11 protein-coding genes are annotated in these 16,264 nt (G+C 64.2%); 8 read left to right on the forward strand and 3 right to left on the reverse strand.

Annotation, left to right across the window (positions count from 1 at the left end; genetic code table 11):
• Window positions 1–82: 82 nt before the first annotated feature.
• The 6 genes from EPO61_00700 (at window position 83) to EPO61_00725 (ending at window position 6,260) form a co-directional block, all read left to right on the forward strand.
• Window positions 83–352, forward strand: coding sequence for a hypothetical protein (locus EPO61_00700; protein TAJ10833.1), 270 nt, complete (start codon window positions 83–85; stop codon window positions 350–352).
• The gene (locus EPO61_00705; GenBank protein ID TAJ10834.1) at window positions 349–774 is read left to right on the forward strand and encodes a PIN domain-containing protein; all 426 of its coding nucleotides are present in this window, start codon (window positions 349–351) and stop codon (window positions 772–774) included. Before EPO61_00700 ends, EPO61_00705 begins: the two co-directional genes overlap by 4 nt.
• A complete protein-coding gene (locus EPO61_00710) occupies window positions 771–2,690 on the forward strand; it encodes a DUF4105 domain-containing protein (protein ID TAJ10835.1) in 1,920 nt (639 codons plus the stop codon). Before EPO61_00705 ends, EPO61_00710 begins: the two co-directional genes overlap by 4 nt.
• Window positions 2,691–2,839: 149 nt before the next feature.
• On the forward strand, window positions 2,840–3,604 hold the full coding sequence (locus tag EPO61_00715) for an alpha/beta hydrolase (protein TAJ10836.1): 765 nt from the start codon (window positions 2,840–2,842) through the stop codon (window positions 3,602–3,604).
• A gap of 114 nt (window positions 3,605–3,718) precedes the next feature.
• A complete protein-coding gene (locus tag EPO61_00720; protein TAJ10837.1) occupies window positions 3,719–4,918 on the forward strand; it encodes a VacJ family lipoprotein in 1,200 nt (399 codons plus the stop codon).
• A 169-nt stretch (window positions 4,919–5,087) separates the two neighbouring features.
• A complete protein-coding gene (locus EPO61_00725) occupies window positions 5,088–6,260 on the forward strand; it encodes a hypothetical protein (protein ID TAJ10838.1) in 1,173 nt (390 codons plus the stop codon).
• A 6-nt stretch (window positions 6,261–6,266) separates the two neighbouring features.
• Here the strand turns inward: EPO61_00725 and EPO61_00730 are convergent, their stop codons facing one another.
• Window positions 6,267–8,336, reverse strand: coding sequence for an adenylate/guanylate cyclase domain-containing protein (locus tag EPO61_00730; GenBank protein TAJ10839.1), 2,070 nt, complete (start codon window positions 8,334–8,336; stop codon window positions 6,267–6,269).
• A gap of 156 nt (window positions 8,337–8,492) precedes the next feature.
• Between EPO61_00730 and EPO61_00735 the strand changes: the two genes are divergently transcribed.
• Window positions 8,493–9,479 (forward strand): CBS domain-containing protein, encoded by a 987-nt coding sequence (locus tag EPO61_00735; GenBank protein ID TAJ10840.1) that lies wholly within the window; start codon window positions 8,493–8,495, stop codon window positions 9,477–9,479.
• Between the two features lie 42 nt (window positions 9,480–9,521).
• On the opposite strand, the gene EPO61_00740 is transcribed toward EPO61_00735, so the two are convergent.
• On the reverse strand, window positions 9,522–10,730 hold the full coding sequence (locus tag EPO61_00740; GenBank protein ID TAJ10841.1) for a glycine C-acetyltransferase: 1,209 nt from the start codon (window positions 10,728–10,730) through the stop codon (window positions 9,522–9,524).
• A gap of 374 nt (window positions 10,731–11,104) precedes the next feature.
• On the opposite strand from EPO61_00740, the gene EPO61_00745 reads away from it, so the two are divergent.
• Window positions 11,105–15,025 carry a PAS domain S-box protein gene (locus EPO61_00745; GenBank protein ID TAJ10842.1) on the forward strand — a complete coding sequence of 1,307 codons (3,921 nt, stop codon included), beginning with the start codon at window positions 11,105–11,107 and terminating at the stop codon, window positions 15,023–15,025.
• A gap of 88 nt (window positions 15,026–15,113) precedes the next feature.
• On the opposite strand, the gene EPO61_00750 is transcribed toward EPO61_00745, so the two are convergent.
• Window positions 15,114–16,148, reverse strand: coding sequence for an L-threonine 3-dehydrogenase (locus tag EPO61_00750; GenBank protein TAJ10843.1), 1,035 nt, complete (start codon window positions 16,146–16,148; stop codon window positions 15,114–15,116).
• Window positions 16,149–16,264 lie beyond the last annotated feature (116 nt).

A 16,264-nucleotide genomic window follows, 5' to 3' on the forward strand; every position in this document is an offset into this window, starting at 1 on the left:
AGATTCAACGCTTGCCAGAGGCGCCGGCTTGACAAGAATATAGTCATCTGGCATATAGGTTCGTGACCATATTGGAGGGTGTATGCGAAGCGTGAACATCGCGACGCTGAAGGCCAAGCTCAGCGAATATGTGCGGCTGGCCAAACGAGGCGAGCGGATTCGTATCCTCGACCGCCGCCGCGCGGTTGCCGAGCTGTCGGGGCTGCAGGTTTCCGACGATCAGCGGATTGCCCATGATTTGCTCCGTGCCGGACAGGCTGAATGGCATGGCGGAAAACCTCAGGTTCGACCCATGAAACTTCGAAAGGGCCCGGCCAACATTGCCGATGCCGTGCTTGAAGACCGCGGATGATTTTGTACCTGGATACATCGAGCCTGCTGAAGTTGTTCATGGAAGAGGCGGGCGCCGGCGACGTGATCGCCAGGGTGGAATCCGCTGGAATTGTCGCTACCTCGGTGATCGCCTATCCCGAGGCGCATGCCGCTCTTGGCCGTCGCCACCGCGAGGGAGCGATCACCAAAACGGAATTTCACAGTCTGCTTTCTCGATTCAGGGACGGCTGGTTGCAAGTACTTGTCATCTCGTTGTCTGCTCCTGTGTATGCGCGCGCCGGTCTCTTGGCGGTGCAATACGCGTTGCGCGGTATGGATGCGATCCACCTGGCCTCTTATGGCGAAGTTCTCGATCGGGGCGATGCCGAGTTTTTGTCTCACGACGGCCGGCTCACGGAGGCGGCGGAGAAATACCGACGGCACTATCGTCGGAAGTCATGATCGTTCTCCGGGGACCCGCCTACTCCTTCTTGCTCTGGTGCGTCTTTTGTTGGGTGGCCCCAACGTATGCGGCAGACACAGGGCACTCGCACCTTTCTGAACTGATCCAACGCGCTGCCCAAGCCAAGCTTGCCGAGCAGCGCGAGTGGCATCTCCTGCTCCATTACAAGCCCAATCTTTTCGGCGGCGTCACCAGCGAGGCGGACGATCCTGGGTTCTTTCTCTCCCCCGACGGCAAGACCGATCCGCAAGCCGAACTCAACGCCACACTCAGACAGTTCTTTTCAGAGGAGCTGGTCGGCCGCTCCAAGCAACCGGCCCAATGCGCCTTCGTCGCCCGCTACCACTGGCTGAAGGAGAAGCTGACCTTCGACGACCGCCGGTTGCCTCCCCTGCGCTGCGAGCGGTTCGACAATTGGTTCAAAGAGATGAATGCCCAGTCCCTGACGATGATCTTCCCCTCGTCATTCATGAACAATCCCGCCTCCATGTTCGGCCACACGTTCCTGCGCGTGGACCAGAAAGGCCAAACGGAACAGACCCGCATCCTGGCTTACACGATCAATTATGCCGCCGATGCCCCGCCGGACCCGGGTTTCTCCTACGCGATCGATGGGTTGCTCGGCGGCTACAAGGGGTTTTTCTCCACGATGCCCTATTACCTGAAGGTGCAGGAATATCGGGACATCGAGAACCGAGACATCTGGGAGTACCGGCTGAACCTCACGGATGACCAAATCCGACGGTTGTTGATGCATGCCTGGGAGTTGGGCAACGCTTATTTTGACTACTTCTTTTTGAAAGAAAACTGCGCGTACCACATCCTGTCGTTGCTCGAATATGCGAACCCGGCCTGGCATCTCACGGACCGGTTCGTCCTGTTTACCATCCCGGCCGATACGATCCGGGCGTTGATCGAGCAGCCTGGCCTGGTCGGCGAAATTGCCTACCGGCCGTCGCGGAGCACGCAGATCAGGCGCAAGCGGGAGGTGCTGAGCGACGACGAACTCCGCTGGTTCCGACAGATCATCGCGGACGTGTCGGTCGTCAAATCGGAGGCCTTTGCGTCACTCCCGATGGCGCGAAAGGCGTTTGTGCTTGATCTCGCCTCCGATTACTTCCGGTATCGCCGTGTTACGGATGAAGCACGTGCCGAGAGCTACAAGGAAGCCAATCGAAACATCTTGCTGGCACGGAGCGAGTTAAGGATTCGATCGGAGGATTTCCACGTCGAGCCCTATGTCGTCTCGCCGGAGCAGGGCCACAAGACCTCGCGTGCCGACCTGGGGGTCGGCTGGCGCAGGGGTCAATTGTTCCAGGATCTGAGCGTCCGCGCGGCGTATCACGATCTGCTCGACCCGGACAAGGGGTACAGCCCGGATTCACAGATCCAGATCGTGGCGCTGAGCGTTCGCCATTACCAACCGCACAATCAGACCAGGCTGGAGCGGTTCACGCCGGTGAATATCGTGTCGCTGACGCCGATGGACGGGGACTTCAAAGCTCTCTCGTGGAAGGTGAATACCGGCTGGGAGACCGTCAACCGGCCCGGCTGCGGCTACTGCGGCAACATGAATGTCAACGGCGGCCTCGGCGGGGCCGTCGAGACTCACTGGTGGCGGCGGGTCGTGGCCTTTGCCTTTGCGGAGGTGGACGCGAACTGGAGTCACGCCTACCAGGAGAATCACCGGATCGGCGGCGGGGGCACGGCCGGCTTGTTGGCCACGCTGACGGATCGCTGGAAGGTCTTAGCCTCCACGACGTATTTGAAGTATCCGCTCGGCTACCGATCGGAGGATTTCCGCTACTTCGTGGGGACGCGCTACACGTTGGAGCAGAACCTTGCGGTACGGTTCGAGTTCAGCCGCCGCTATGACGACAGCGAGGCGGTGTTCTATGTACAGGCGTTTTTTTGAAGTGCCAGGATGCTGAAAAAGCCCCCCAACTTTGTTCTCAGTCGCTCGACCCCCTCAACGTACTTTTTCAGTACGCCTCGGGGCCCTCACTCCCTGCGGCCTCGTTGGCTGGTCTTTTTGAGCATCCTGATAGTGATGGATAGAAACAAATGAGTCTCCTCGACCGATTTTTCGTCTACCATCCGGCGCCCTGGATCGACCGGGACTGGGCCCGTGTCAGCGGATTGCCGCTGCAGGAGGTCTGGTTTCAGGCCGAGGATGGGACGAAGCTCTTCGGCTGGTACGTGGAGAATCGGGCGACGCCTGTGGTCCTGCTCTGGTGTCACGGCAATGCAGGGAACATCATCCACCGGCTGGAGAATCTTGTCGAACTGTACCGATTGGGCTTCTCCGTCTTTCTCTTCGATTACCGCGGCTACGGCCGCAGCCAAGGCCGGCCCACCGAGGAGGGGATGTACCAGGATGCGCTGGCCGCTTATGACTACCTCGCCACCAGCAGGCATGTGGCTCCGGAACGCCTACTGCTCTTCGGCCGTTCGCTCGGTGGAGCTGTGGCCGGGCATGTGGCGGTCCGGCGGCAGGCAGCCGGGCTGATCCTGGAGGGGGCCTTTCCGTCCGTTGCAGCCGTGGCCCGCGCCCATTACTTCGGGCTGCCGGTGGACTGGCTGCTGGGGGCGGAGTTCAACCTGACCGACCGGTTGGCGGTATTGTCCCTGCCCGTGTTGGTCATTCATGGTGGGCGGGACGAGATCATCCCCGCCGAGCTGGGCCGGCAAGTGTTCGACGCGGCGCGGGCGCCCAAGGACTTTTACCTGGTTCCGGGGGCCGACCATAACGACCTCTATGTGGTCGGCGGGCGGGCTTATTTCCAACGGCTGCGGCAGTTTGCGGAACAGGTCGTCAGGGTGAGATGAGCGCCCCCGATTCAAACAATACTTGGCTCTCCAGGGGCTCTTTTGGTAAAGTGCGCCGATCTGATTGGGGCTCCGTCGCCCCACACGATAGACCGTTGCAGATAGGAGGTCGCGGTGCAGGACAAGCTGATGATTCGCTGGATGTTCGGTGCGGGCTTTGCGTTGGGGGTGGTCGGCTTGAGCGGATGCGCCACCGGCTCCGATTCCCTGGGCAGCCTCGACGCGACTTTGGGCCTGCCTTCCGTGACCGTTTCGGTGGCAGGAACGGATGGGGACGGACGAAGCCTGATGGACGCGCTGTCCGGCGTCACGATGCCATCGGTGCAGTCGGAGCACTCTTCCGCGGTGCCGTCCTCTTCCGAAGATCGGTCGGCAACCCCTCCGGTGCTGGCCCAGGCTGACGGGGCCAGCCATCTTGGCCCCCATGACACGAGTCCGGCCCAGGGCCTCCAGGCCCCGAGTCAGCTCAGCCCGCAGGAAACGAGCCCTGCTCAGCCGGAAGCCCCTCCGCCTCCGGTTGAGAAAGTCGTTGCGCCACAGGCCCAAGCGGCCGAGCCGCCGGCAGCACCCACAGCGGAGCCCGTGACGAGCGAGCCGGTCAAAGATGAGAACTACGATCCGTTTGCCAAGGCTGAAGGCTCGGCCGACGGAATGGAAGAATACGATCCCTGGGAAGTGCTCAACGTCAAGACGTTCCTGTTCAACCGCAAGCTGGACGAATGGATCGTCAAACCCGTGGCCACGGCCTACGATACAGTCGTGCCGGATGGCGCGGAGCACGGGCTCAGCAACATCTTCCACAATATGCGCACGGTGCCCCGCCTGATCAACAATTTGTTCCAAGGCAAGTTCAAAGGCGCCGGGATCGAGTTCGGCCGGTTCCTGCTCAATACCTCTTTCGGGTGGGGCGGTTATTTCGATTTCGCCAAGGAAGCCTATGGGATTACGACGCCGGACGAAGATTTCGGTCAGACTCTGGGAGCCTACGGTACGAAGCCCGGTCCCTATCTGGTGATCCCGATCCTCGGCTCCTACACGGTCCGGGACATCAGCGGTTTCGTGGTCGATTTGGCCCTCGATCCCTTCAACATCCTGCTGTTCCCCTTCGTGGACGTCAAGAGTTGGCCGCAGGTGGTGACCAATGAAGATACGATCCTCTTTGCCCAGATCGGCATCCGGGCCGGGTATATGGCGAACGAGCGGGCCATCAACATCGAGACGACTTTTGAAGGCGTGGAGGAAACCGTCGTGGACCTCTACGGAGCGGTCCGCAACGCGTATCTGCAAAAGCGGGCCAGAGCGATCCGAGAATAGCGGGTTTTCGAACAGACCCTCAGGCGCAAGCCTCAATAGTTCTCGGTCATCAGTTTCTTGAGCTGGTCACTGAGAACCGAACACTTCCTTTCGAACGGCCCCTACCTTGAACCGCCGTTTCTCTTGACAGGGCGACGTGTCCGGCGGAAGCTGGACGCGTCGTTCTGCCATGCGCCCTGTCCCGGCCGTCCGGCCCGCACGAGAGGTGGACATCATGAACCCAGTTCGGCGTTCCTCCATACAGTACGTCCAGGTGAGCGTCGCTGCCCGTTTCGCTTCCCGGCTGCTTCTGAGCCTTCTCCTCGGCCTCGCGTTCGGAGGTCCGAACGCCTGGGCACAGCAGGGCGGGCCGAAGCCGGTCTCCGACACGGCGACACTGACGATTTTGAAGGGGACGGTCCAATGTATAGCGGGGGGAGGCACCCAGGCTCAACCGGCGACGGACGGGATGAATCTGGCGGCGGGGGACCGTGTGCTGACCGGTCCGAACGCGGAGGCTTTGATCACCTTCCTGGACGGGAGTACGCTCACGGTCATGCCGAACGGCGATGTGGCGGTCAAGCAGGCCGATGTGGGCAAGCCGCGTTCGACGATCGCCATCCGGATCAATCTCGGCAAGGTCTGGGCCCGGGTGGTCCGGCTGGCGGATCAAAAATCCAGCTTCTCGTTGGAATCCAACACGGCGACGGCCACGGTGCACGACGGGCTCATCGGCAGCCAGCAGGAGGCGGACGGAACCTTCACCTGTTGGACCAAGGCCGGGCCCTTGACCGTCACGGATCGACAAGGGCGGACCCTGACCTTGTCGCCCGGCCAAAAGGCGGTCGTGAAAGGCGCGGCGGCTCCGACGCCGCAGCCCTTCGCCGTGCACCAGAGCGTGCTCGCCGTCGTGGCCTCGTCGAACGTGCTCCCGCTGGTGCTGATGGACGACGAAGTCCGGGTGGCGGGGTTCGTGGCGCCCGGCGTGGAAGTCAATCAGGTGTTCGGGTCCTTCACGGGCCAAGGCGAGGGAGGGACGCGGACCGTCGAAGTGCCGGCCGGCGTGCCCGGCCCCTTCACGCTCGTGCTGGAAGGAAAGGAGGACGGTCCCTTCCATATCACCCTCAGCGGGTCCTTCAAAGGGACGCTGACGTATCTTCAGCCTCTGTCCGGGACTATCGCGAAAGGCCAGCGTCTGCACACCCGCATCAACCAGGTCCTCGACCAGACCACGAGCGGCGATCCCAAGCAGGCCAAGGTCCGGTCCGGGGCCGCGTCGGCGTTCACGCCGCTGGCCGGGCCGCTGCCGGGGAAGATCCTGCTCGCACCGGATGAACTGGCGTCAGCAGGCGGGAGCCGCTGATACCGTTTACTTGTGCTGGGCCACGTAGACCCCGTTCCAATCCTCGGGCGGGGGCGAAGCCAGCAAGGCCCGGCTGCGGCGCAGGTAGAGCGAACTGGGTCCGTCCTCTGGCATGTCGGCCTGGATCGTTTCGAACAAAGCCGCCGCCTCCGCCCACCGCCGGGATCGGTAGAGCGCGATGCCCCGCTCGTAGGCGGTCACGAAGGCCGCTCTCGCCGGTTCGAGCTCGCCCGCCCGGCTCAACACTTCATAGACCGCCAACGGCTCCGCCCGCCCTTTCACCGCGACGAGGTCGAGAAACCGGTAGAGAAAGGCCTCGCCTGCCTCGGCCTTGACGGCCTCGCCGACCACGAGCCTGGTCCCATATTCCTTGCTGAGGCCCTCCAGCCGCGCCGCGACGTTCACCGTGTCCCCCATCACCGTGTACGCGAGCCGGTCCCGCGAGCCCATGTTCCCCACGACCATCGGACCGGTGTTGATGCCGATCCCCACATCCAGGTTGCGCAGGCCCCGTCGTTGCCAGTCGGCGTTCAGCAAGCGGAGCCGTGCGATCATGTCGAGCGCGGTGCGGCAGGCGCGCCGGGCATGGTCCGGCTGTGCCATCGGGGCGTTCCAGAAGGCCATGATCGCGTCGCCGATATACTTGTCCAGCACCCCGTCGTGCCGGAACACGATCTCGGTCATCGCCGTCATGTATTCGTTCAGCAGGGCCACCAGCGCCTGGGGTTCCAGCGCGTGGGACAGGGTGGTAAAGCCGCGCAGATCGGAGAAGAGCACCGTCATGGTCCTGGTGTCGCCGCCCAGCTTCAGCCGCTCCGGGTCCTTCAGCGCCCAGTGGCTGACGGACGGCGACAGATAGCGGGCCATGACGCCCCGGATCATCTTCTGCTCCGCCTGCTCGAAGGCCACGCGGTAGACCATGGCGGCGGCGAAGCCGAGCAGCAGCGCGCCGGGCGGGTAGACGAGATTGAGCACCACTCCGTTGTCAAACAGCAGGCCGGCGGCCAACCAATACAGGCCGAGGGCCCCGATCACCCCGAGGGCGGCATGGCGCGGGCCGCCGACCGCCACCAGCAGCGAGGCCAGGACGGCCGAGGCGACGATCAAGAGGATGGTGGTCCCGTCCGACACAGGGACCAGGAACCGCTGACGGAGAATGGTTTCCACCGCGTTGGCCAGGACCTCGACGCCCCACATACGTGTCTCCGCCGTGGTCGGGGTGGCAAACTCATCCACCCCGCGGATCGTTAGGCCGATCAGCACGATCTTGTCCCGTACCAGCGCCGGGTTGAAAGAACTGTCCAGAATCGAAGCGAAAGGCAGGATCGTGAACGGGCCGCCATGCTCGGGACTGGAGGGGCCGCCGAGGAAATTGATCCGCATGCTGCCGGTCTGTCCGACGGGAATGGCCCGCCCGGCGCCGAAGATCAGGGCCCCGGCCGCCGGTTCGTCGATCACGCCGGGCCGCCGGACGAAGCGCGCCACGGCGGTCAGGGCCAGCGCCGGCACGATGTCGGGCCCGGCTGTCAGTTGGAGCGGCAAGCTGCGGACCACCGTGTCCTGGTCGGTGGTCACGTTGACGAACCCTTCGGCGACGGCCGCATCCCTGATCGCGGCGGTGGGACGCACGAAGACGTCGAACTCCTGGGCAATACCGGGACGCGGGACGAGGTCCTTGGGGCCCTGGGCTTCGACCGGGGTGACGACGATCCCCGCCCGCCGGATGGCCGCCGCGACCGTCGGGTCTTCCGGCGTGGGCGCATCGAAGAAAATATCGAACGCTACGACCCTGGCGCCGGCTTCATGCAGCCGGTCCACCGCCTGGGCATAGAGGGTCCTGGGCCAGTTCACCAGCGGACCGTACCGGGGGAGCAGGGCGCGGTAGCTGCGCTGGTCGATGCCGACGATCACCGTGGCCTGCGCCGGGTCCGTCCCTTGCGACGCAAACAGGAAATCGGTGCTGTGGATCTGGGTCGTGGACAAGAAGGTCAAGCGGTAGGCTGCGGTCAACAGCGAGGCGACCGCCAGGGCCAGCGCGCCGCTGACGAGCAACCGCCGCTTGGTGCTCCGCGTCATGGGCGGATTCTAGCAGGATGTTGAAAAAGTCCGCCAGCTTTGTTCTCGCATCGCTCTTGAACCCTGTGCATCGTGAGGCGTGAAGCGTAGGGCACAGAGAAAACGGATGGAAGGCGCGCTGCGGACGAGCCACGGGAACGGCGTGCGTCTTGGCGCATGCGGGTGGGCGGGTGTGACGGTGGCCTTTTGCCCATCCTGCGGTCCTTGTTACGAAATCAGAGAAGGCTTGCCTTCGGCTTGGGCTTTGCTTACCTTGTGGGAACGATCGGAGGTGAGCGCATCGTGAGCCAAACCGCAACCGAGAAGAAAGCCAGCTTGACGGGCACCGTCCATACCGCACCGGAGGATATTTCGGTGAAGGACGTGGCGCGGCTCATGACGGCCCGGGGCATCGGGTCGGTCGTGGTGGTGGATGAACGGACGATGCCGATCGGGATCATCACCGACCGGGACATTGTGGTGCGGGTGACGGCTGCGGGACAGGATGCCAGATCGGTCCTGGTGGGCGCCGCCATGTCCAAACCCTTGGTGACGATCACGAAGAGCCAGGACATCGGCACGGCCGTCGGCGTGATGGTCCGTCATGGCATTCGCCAACTGCCCATCGTGGATGAGACCGGGCGCCTGGCGTCCATCCTGACGCTGGACGATATCCTGCGGTTCAAGCTGGCCGATCCGGCCGAGCTGACTCAGATCGTCCGGGACCGGCCGCAGTCCTTGCCTCCGGAGCCGGGGGCCAAATCCCTTGCGCCGGGGATGCCGGCGCAAGAGGCGTCGAAAGCTTTTGAGACCGGGTTGGACTTTAAGCCGGCTGTTTCATCCTCCGATGCGGGAACGGCGACCTCGTCTGCGCGGCCGGTGGCCTCCCTGACGAGAACGACCAAGGTCGTGACGATGGTCAGGCGCCGCCGCCGCCGCACCATGCTCGAAGAAGTCCGATACCTGATCTTTGCCAACAAAACCTGGGTGGCGGTGCTCCTCGCGCTGGCGGGACTCCTCGTTCTCGTGTCCTTCTTCCTGGCCTACTTCGGCGATCGGTTCGATTCCTATTCGCAAAGCCGCTATGAACCCAAGGACGAAGAGCGCCGGGTCTACATGGAGGAGCGGCAGCGGCTGCATGGAGGGAAAGTCCCGTCCCGGTGATCGAGGGGCCAGCGCCGCGGGCATCATCGTGCCCCGTGCCGGCTACCGAATGATTCCCAATTCCCGTCCCACCTTGGCAAAGGCCTTGACCGCCTGCTCCAGCTGTTCGTGGCTCAACGCCGCCGACATCTGCACCCTGATCCGCGCCTGTCCTTTCGGAACCACCGGGTAACTGAACCCGACCACGTAGACGCCTTCCTCGAGCAACCGGTCGGCCATGCGCGTGGCCACCATCGCGTCACCCAGCATGATCGGGATGATCGGATGTTCGCCCGGCGTCACGGTGAAGCCGAGGCCGGTCAGTTGGGTCCGGAAAAACGCCTGGTGTGCGCGCAGAGCGGCTCGGAGTGCTTCCCCTTGCGCCACCAACTTGAGGGCTTGCAGCGCCGCCGCCGTGATCACCGGCGGCAGCGCGTTTGAGAACAAGTAGGGGCGGGAGCGCTGGCGCAACAGCTCGATGACTTCGGCGCGGCCCGAGGTGAATCCTCCGGAGGCTCCGCCGAGCGCTTTCCCCAGCGTGCTGGTGATCAAATCCACCCGGTCGGTCAGGCCGAAATAGTCGGGCGTCCCGCGTCCGGATGGACCGAGGACCCCCGTGGCATGGCTGTCGTCCACGAGGACGGCCGCATCGTAGCGCTCCGCCAGGCCGACGATCTCCGGCAACCGGGCCAGATGCCCGTCCATTGAGAAGACCCCGTCGGTGGCGATCAAGCGCAGGCGGCAGGCCGACGCCTGCTTGAGGGCCGTCTCCAACTCCCCCATGTCCGAATGGCCGTAGCGGAACCGTTGCGCTTTGCAGAGGCGGATGCCGTCGATCAAGCTGGCGTGGTTCAGCGCGTCGCTGATGATGGCGTCCCGTTCGTCCAGCACGGTTTCAAACAGACCGGTGTTCGCATCGAAGCAGGAGCTGTAGAGGATCGTATCGGCGGTGCCCAGGAACGTCGAGAGGGCTTGCTCCAGGCGCTTGTGCAAGTCCTGCGTGCCGCAGATGAAGCGCACCGAGGCCATGCCGTAGCCATGGTGCTGCAGCCCCTCGGCCGCGGCTTTCAGGACTTCCGGATGGTTGGCCAGTCCCAGGTAATTGTTGGCGCAAAGGTTGAGGACGGTGTCCGGCGCGTGACCGTGGCCGGAGGCAACCCGAACCTGCGCCCCTTGCGGGCCCACCAGCTGCCGCTCCGTTTTGTACAGGCCCGCCGCACGGATCTCGGCGAGCCGCGCATCCATGACGGGTTTGAACGTCCGGTAGGCCATTTTTCGCCCTCGCTCTCGCGCCGATTGTAATGCATTACTGGCGGTTGAAGCACATTATTTTCAGGCCCCCATCTTGGGCGGCCTTGGCGGTTGACACGCCTTGGTTCGCCCGCTAGGATGCGCGCGCAATGCACCACGGATTGCGGCCTGCAGCGACTTCTTGCAAATGGCCCAGCGGCTCTTCTTGTCCTGCCTTGAGGCCCTGCGGTTTCTCTGGCCCGTAAGGGCGCGACATAGATTTCCTCACAACAAGGACGTTGGAGACGGTACCCCTGGCGCGCTGTGTTGCTTGGCGCAGCCGTCAGGCATCTCGATATCTGCGCGCATGTGTCCGCCGCCTGGAGCGAGCGGGAAAACAGGAGAGGACAACGTCCATGCAGCCATCCGTTGCACGATCTTCCTACCGGCGAGTGCCCCTGCTCATCGCCGCGATGACGGTGTTTGCGCTAGGGATCGGCGCCCTGGCTCTGCGCTACATCGAAACGCGCCTCGTGGCGGCGACTGGCCAGAGCTTAGCTTTGGCCGCGACCGATATTGCAGACAAACTCGATCAGGTCCTGTTCGAGCGGTATGCCGATGTCCAGGTCGCGGCCGCGGCTGTTGCTCCGCATATGCAAGATCCGACAACGCTGGCGCTGCACCTCAACAGGATGAAGGAATTGCATCTGGTGTATCGGTGGATCGGTGTCGCTGATCGCCGAGGCCGGTTGGTGGCGGCCACCAACCCGGCCGATGTGGGCCTCGACCGGAGCGCAGAGCGTTGGTTTCAGGCGGTCCGTGACGGCAAGGCCGTCTTCATGCAGGATGTGCAGCAAACCGGGGAGGACAGCAGAAGCCCGAGCGTGGGATTCTCGGCCCCTATTGTCGACTCAAGGGGACAGTGGCTCGGCGTGATGAGCGTGCGTGTCGGGCTTTCCGAATTGGAGGAAGTGTTCGCTCGGACGGTCACCGATTTCCAGTCTCAGCGAGGCGGGGTCGGCAAGGTCGAATGGCAGTTCATCAGCCGCGACGGCACGGTGATCGCCGATTCTCTGCTGCGGGAGGAAGGACGGGTCAATCTGAGACGGGAAGGCCTGTCGTCCGCATTGTTGAGTCAAGCGACCGGGTCCGGCTATGTCGAGGAGGAGCACCTGCGCCGGCATGTGCCGGTCGTGACCGGCTTTGCGCGGACCGACGGACACGGAGAATTTCCCGGCTTTCGGTGGGGGATTTTGGTGCGAGCGGACCGGGCCGACATTCTGGCCCCGATCCGGTCCGTCCTCTTGAAATTGGGGTTGGGCGGGGCCGTGGTGTGGCTGCCGATGCTCGGGTTTCTGATCTGGATGACCGGGCGCCTGCGGGCCGAATGGAGCACGGCGGAAGAACGGGGGCAGCGGCTCGCTACGATCCTGGCCAGCATCGGCGACGCGGTGGTCGTGACCGATGCGCAAGGCCTGGTGGTCTTCATGAATCCCGTGGCGCAGGGGCTGACCGGGTGGAGTCAGGAGGAGGCGTCGGGGAAGAATCTGGACACGGTCTTCGTCATCGTCAATGAATCCACCAGGCATCCGGTCGAGAGTCCCGTCACCAAAGTGCTCCGCGAAGGGACGATCGTGGGGCTTGCGAACCACACCGTGCTGATCGCCAAGCATGGGGCGGAACATCCGATTGACGACAGCGGGGCGCCGATCCGCAATGCCGACGGGACGATCACCGGCGTAGTGCTGGTGTTCCGCGATGTGACCCAGCGGAAGCAAGCGGAGACGCTGGTGCGGCAGCGGACCGAGGCGCTGTTGAAGCTGGTGGAGGTCGCGCAGCGCGTGACCATCACAACGGACCGACGCCGACTCTTGCGCGTGGTCGTGGAATCCGCGGCGCAGTTGACCGCGGCCCGGTACGGCGCGCTCGGCGTCTTCGGCGAGGGCGGCGTAGGCCTCGACGACTTCCTCACGGTGGGAATGGACGAGGCCACCGAGCGGGCGATCGGCGGGCGTCCCGAGGGGCGCGGCCTCTTGGGCGCGTTGGCGGACGTGGAGGGCCCCATCCGGCTCCGCGATCTCACGCAGCATCATGCCTTCAGCGGGTTTCCTCCGCACCACCCGTCCATGCGGTCGTTCTTGGGCGTCCCGATCCGCGCCCACGGCCGGCTGTTCGGGAGCCTCTATCTGACGGAGAAGCAGGGGGCGGCCGAGTTCACGGAGATCGACGCCGAAGTGGTCGGCGCACTGGCGGCCATGGCCGGCGCCGCGATCGAAGAAGCGGCGCTTGTCGATCAGATCCGCGAATCCGGTCTGCGGTTCCGCTCGGTGGCGGAGTCGGCCGCCGATGCGGTCATCATCGCGGACGGGGAGGGGTGCATTCTCTCATGGACCCCGGCGGCGCAGCGCCTCTTCGATTATGCCGAGGAGGAGGTGGTCGGACGTCCCCTGACGATCCTGATGCCGGAACGCTACCGGGAGCCCCACCGTCGGGGGCTGGAGCGCATGCGGGCGGTCGGCGAATCGCGCCTGATCGGGACTACCTTGGAGGCCTATGGATTGCGGAAAGACGGCCGGGAGTTTCCCCTGGAATGTTCGCTGGGCATGTGGACCGCCGGCTCGAAGACCTTCTTCAGCGGCATTCTCCGTGACGTGACCGAGCGCAAGCGCGGGGAGCGCTGCCTGGCCGCCCAGTACGAAGTGACGCGGGCTCTTGCCGAGTCCCCCACCCTGAATGAGGCAGGCACGCAGGTCCTGCAGGCGATCGGCGAGAGCTTGGGCTGGGATATGGGGGCGTTCTGGATCGTGGACTCGCGCGCCAACGTGTTGCGCTGCCTGGACATCTGGCGTGGAGCCTCCACGAGACGGGGAGAATTCGAGACGGTCACCAGCCAGATGACCTTCGCGCCGGGAGTGGGGCTGCCCGGCCGGGTCTGGGCGAGCGGGGAACCGGTCTGGACTCTGGACGTTACCAGGGACGACAACTTTCCCCGAGCGCCGATTGCGAAACAAGAGGGGGTGCACGGGGCCTTCGGCTTTCCGATCCGGCATGGCGATATGATCCTGGGGGTGCTGGAGTTCTTCAGTCAGGAGGTCCGGCACCCGGACGAGGCCTTGCTGAACATGATGCAGGACGTGGGGCTCAAGATCGGCCAATCCGTCGAGCGGATGCGCTTGGAAGAACAGCTCCGCCACTCGCAAAAGATGGATGCCGTGGGGCGTCTGGCGGGCGGCGTGGCCCACGACTTCAACAACCTCTTGACCGTGATCAACGGGTGCAGTTCGTTTCTGCTGCGCCGCCTGAGTCCGGACGATCCGCTGCGGCGCTATCCGCAGGAGATCCAGCGGGCCAGCGAACGGGCCGCTTCCTTGACCTACCAATTGCTGGCGTTCAGCCGGCGGCAGATGCTGGAGCCCAAAGTGCTGAACCTGAACGAGAGCGTGTCCGCCATGGACTCCATGCTCCGCCGGTTGCTCGGCGAACAGATCAACCTGGTGACCGTCCTCGGCGCGGGCGTGGGCCGCGTGAAGGCCGATCCAGGGCAGGTCGATCAGGTGATCATGAATTTGGCCGTCAATGCGCGCGACGCGATGCCGGAGGGCGGCAAGTTGACCATCGAAACGGCCAACGTCGAACTGGACCAAGCCTATGCGAGTCGGCACATGGCTGTGGAACCGGGCCCCTATGTGATGCTGGCGATCAGCGATACGGGACACGGGATGGACGAAACGACCCAGGCGCGTCTCTTCGAACCCTTCTTCACGACCAAGGAAAAGGGGAAGGGCACCGGGTTGGGGCTGTCCACCATCTATGGGATCATCAAGCAAAGCGGCGGGACGGTCTGGATCTACAGCGAGGTGGAGCGGGGGACGACATTCAAGGTGTACCTGCCCCGGGTCATGGACATTATGGAGCGGTCCCCGCTTGCCGCGGCCGCTCATGCGGCATCGGTCGGTGGCGCGGAGTTGATCCTGTTGGTCGAGGACGAGGCGTCGGTCCGCGCCTTGGCGCGTGAGGCGTTGGAGGAGGCGGGTTTCCAGGTGCTGGAGGCCCGCCACGGATCCGAGGCGTTAGTGGTCAGCCACCAGCACCAAGGGCCGATCCATCTGTTGCTCACGGATGTGGTGATGCCGGAAATGAGCGGGCGGGTGCTGGCGGATCGGCTGGCGCCGCAGCGCCCGGCGCTGAAAGTCCTCTACATGTCGGGCTACACGGACAACGCCATTGTCCATCAAGGCGTGCTCGACCCGGGGACGAACTTTTTGCACAAACCCTTTTCGCCGGAAACGCTGGTGCGCAAGGTGCGTGAGGTGCTGGACGCGCCGCCGCAGCCGTGAGTCGTACAGGGTAAGGTGTGAAGGGGGGGCGGGGCGAGGAGCGGCGAGATCGTTTCCTCACGTGTCACGCCTCATGCTTCACGTCCGGTTACGGGAACAGCACCACTTTGCCGCATTGCCCCGACTGGATCAGGTCGAACCCTTGCGCGAAGTCGGCCAGCGGCAGTCGATGTGTGATCACCGGCCGGATGTTCAGCCCCGCCTTGAACAGCCCGGCTAACCGATACCAGGTGTTGAACAGCCGCCGGCCGGTCACGCCGTAGACGCGAATCCCTTTGAAAATGATCTCGTTGGGCAGGTCGAAACAGACCGGTCCGGTGGGAATGCCGAAGAGGGTCACGCGGCCTCCGTTTTTCACGGATCGGAACGCCTGGTGCAACGCGCCCGGATCGCCGGACATCTCGAGCGCACAGTCCACCCCATCCCCGCCCGTGAGGTCCAGCATCGCGCCGGCGATGACTTCGGGCCGGTCGGTCCTCGCATTCAGCACATGGTCGGCTCCCACCTGCTTGGCGAGCCCCAGCCGGTATTCGCTGATATCGGTCGCGATGATCGTGGCGGCGCCGGAGACGCGGGCCACGGCCGTGGCGAACAGACCGGTGGGGCCGCATCCGCTGATCAGGACCGTACGGCCGGACAAGTCCTCGACCAGGGCCGCATAGACCGCATTCCCCAGGGGCTCCTGCACGCAGGCCAATTCCGGGGGAATGTCCGGGGAGGTTTTCCAGAGGACCCGTTCGGGGAGCACGACATACTCCGCATAGGAGCCGTCCACATCGATGCCCAGCAGGCGGTAGATCCGGCACACATGGGCCTGGCCGGTCCGGCACTGGAAGCATTGGCCGCAGGTGATGTGGGATTCGGCCGCGACATAGTCTCCGACGCGGACCGACGAGACGCCGGCGCCCAGCTCCACCACCTCGCCGCAGACTTCGTGGCCGAGGATGCGGGGCGGGTGGATGCGCCCCCGCGCCCATTCATCCCAGCGGTAGACGTGCGCGTCGGTTCCGCAGAGGCTGGTGGCCTTCACCCGGATCAGCACCTCGGCCGGCCCGGGGCGGGGATCGGGAACCTCCATCAGAGTCAGGCCCGGCTCCGGCTTGGTTTTGACGAGCGCTTTCACGGTAAACTCCCGGGCTCATTATCGCACAGCCCTTCCATGCGTGCCATGCTCTTGACCCTCCGACCCAAGCCGGGTAGTCTGTCGCCTTTCCAGCGTTGACGGTGATCCTAGCAAGG

This window comes from Nitrospirota bacterium (assembly GCA_004296885.1).
In the GTDB taxonomy this organism is placed as follows: Bacteria; Nitrospirota; Nitrospiria; order Nitrospirales; family Nitrospiraceae; genus SYGV01.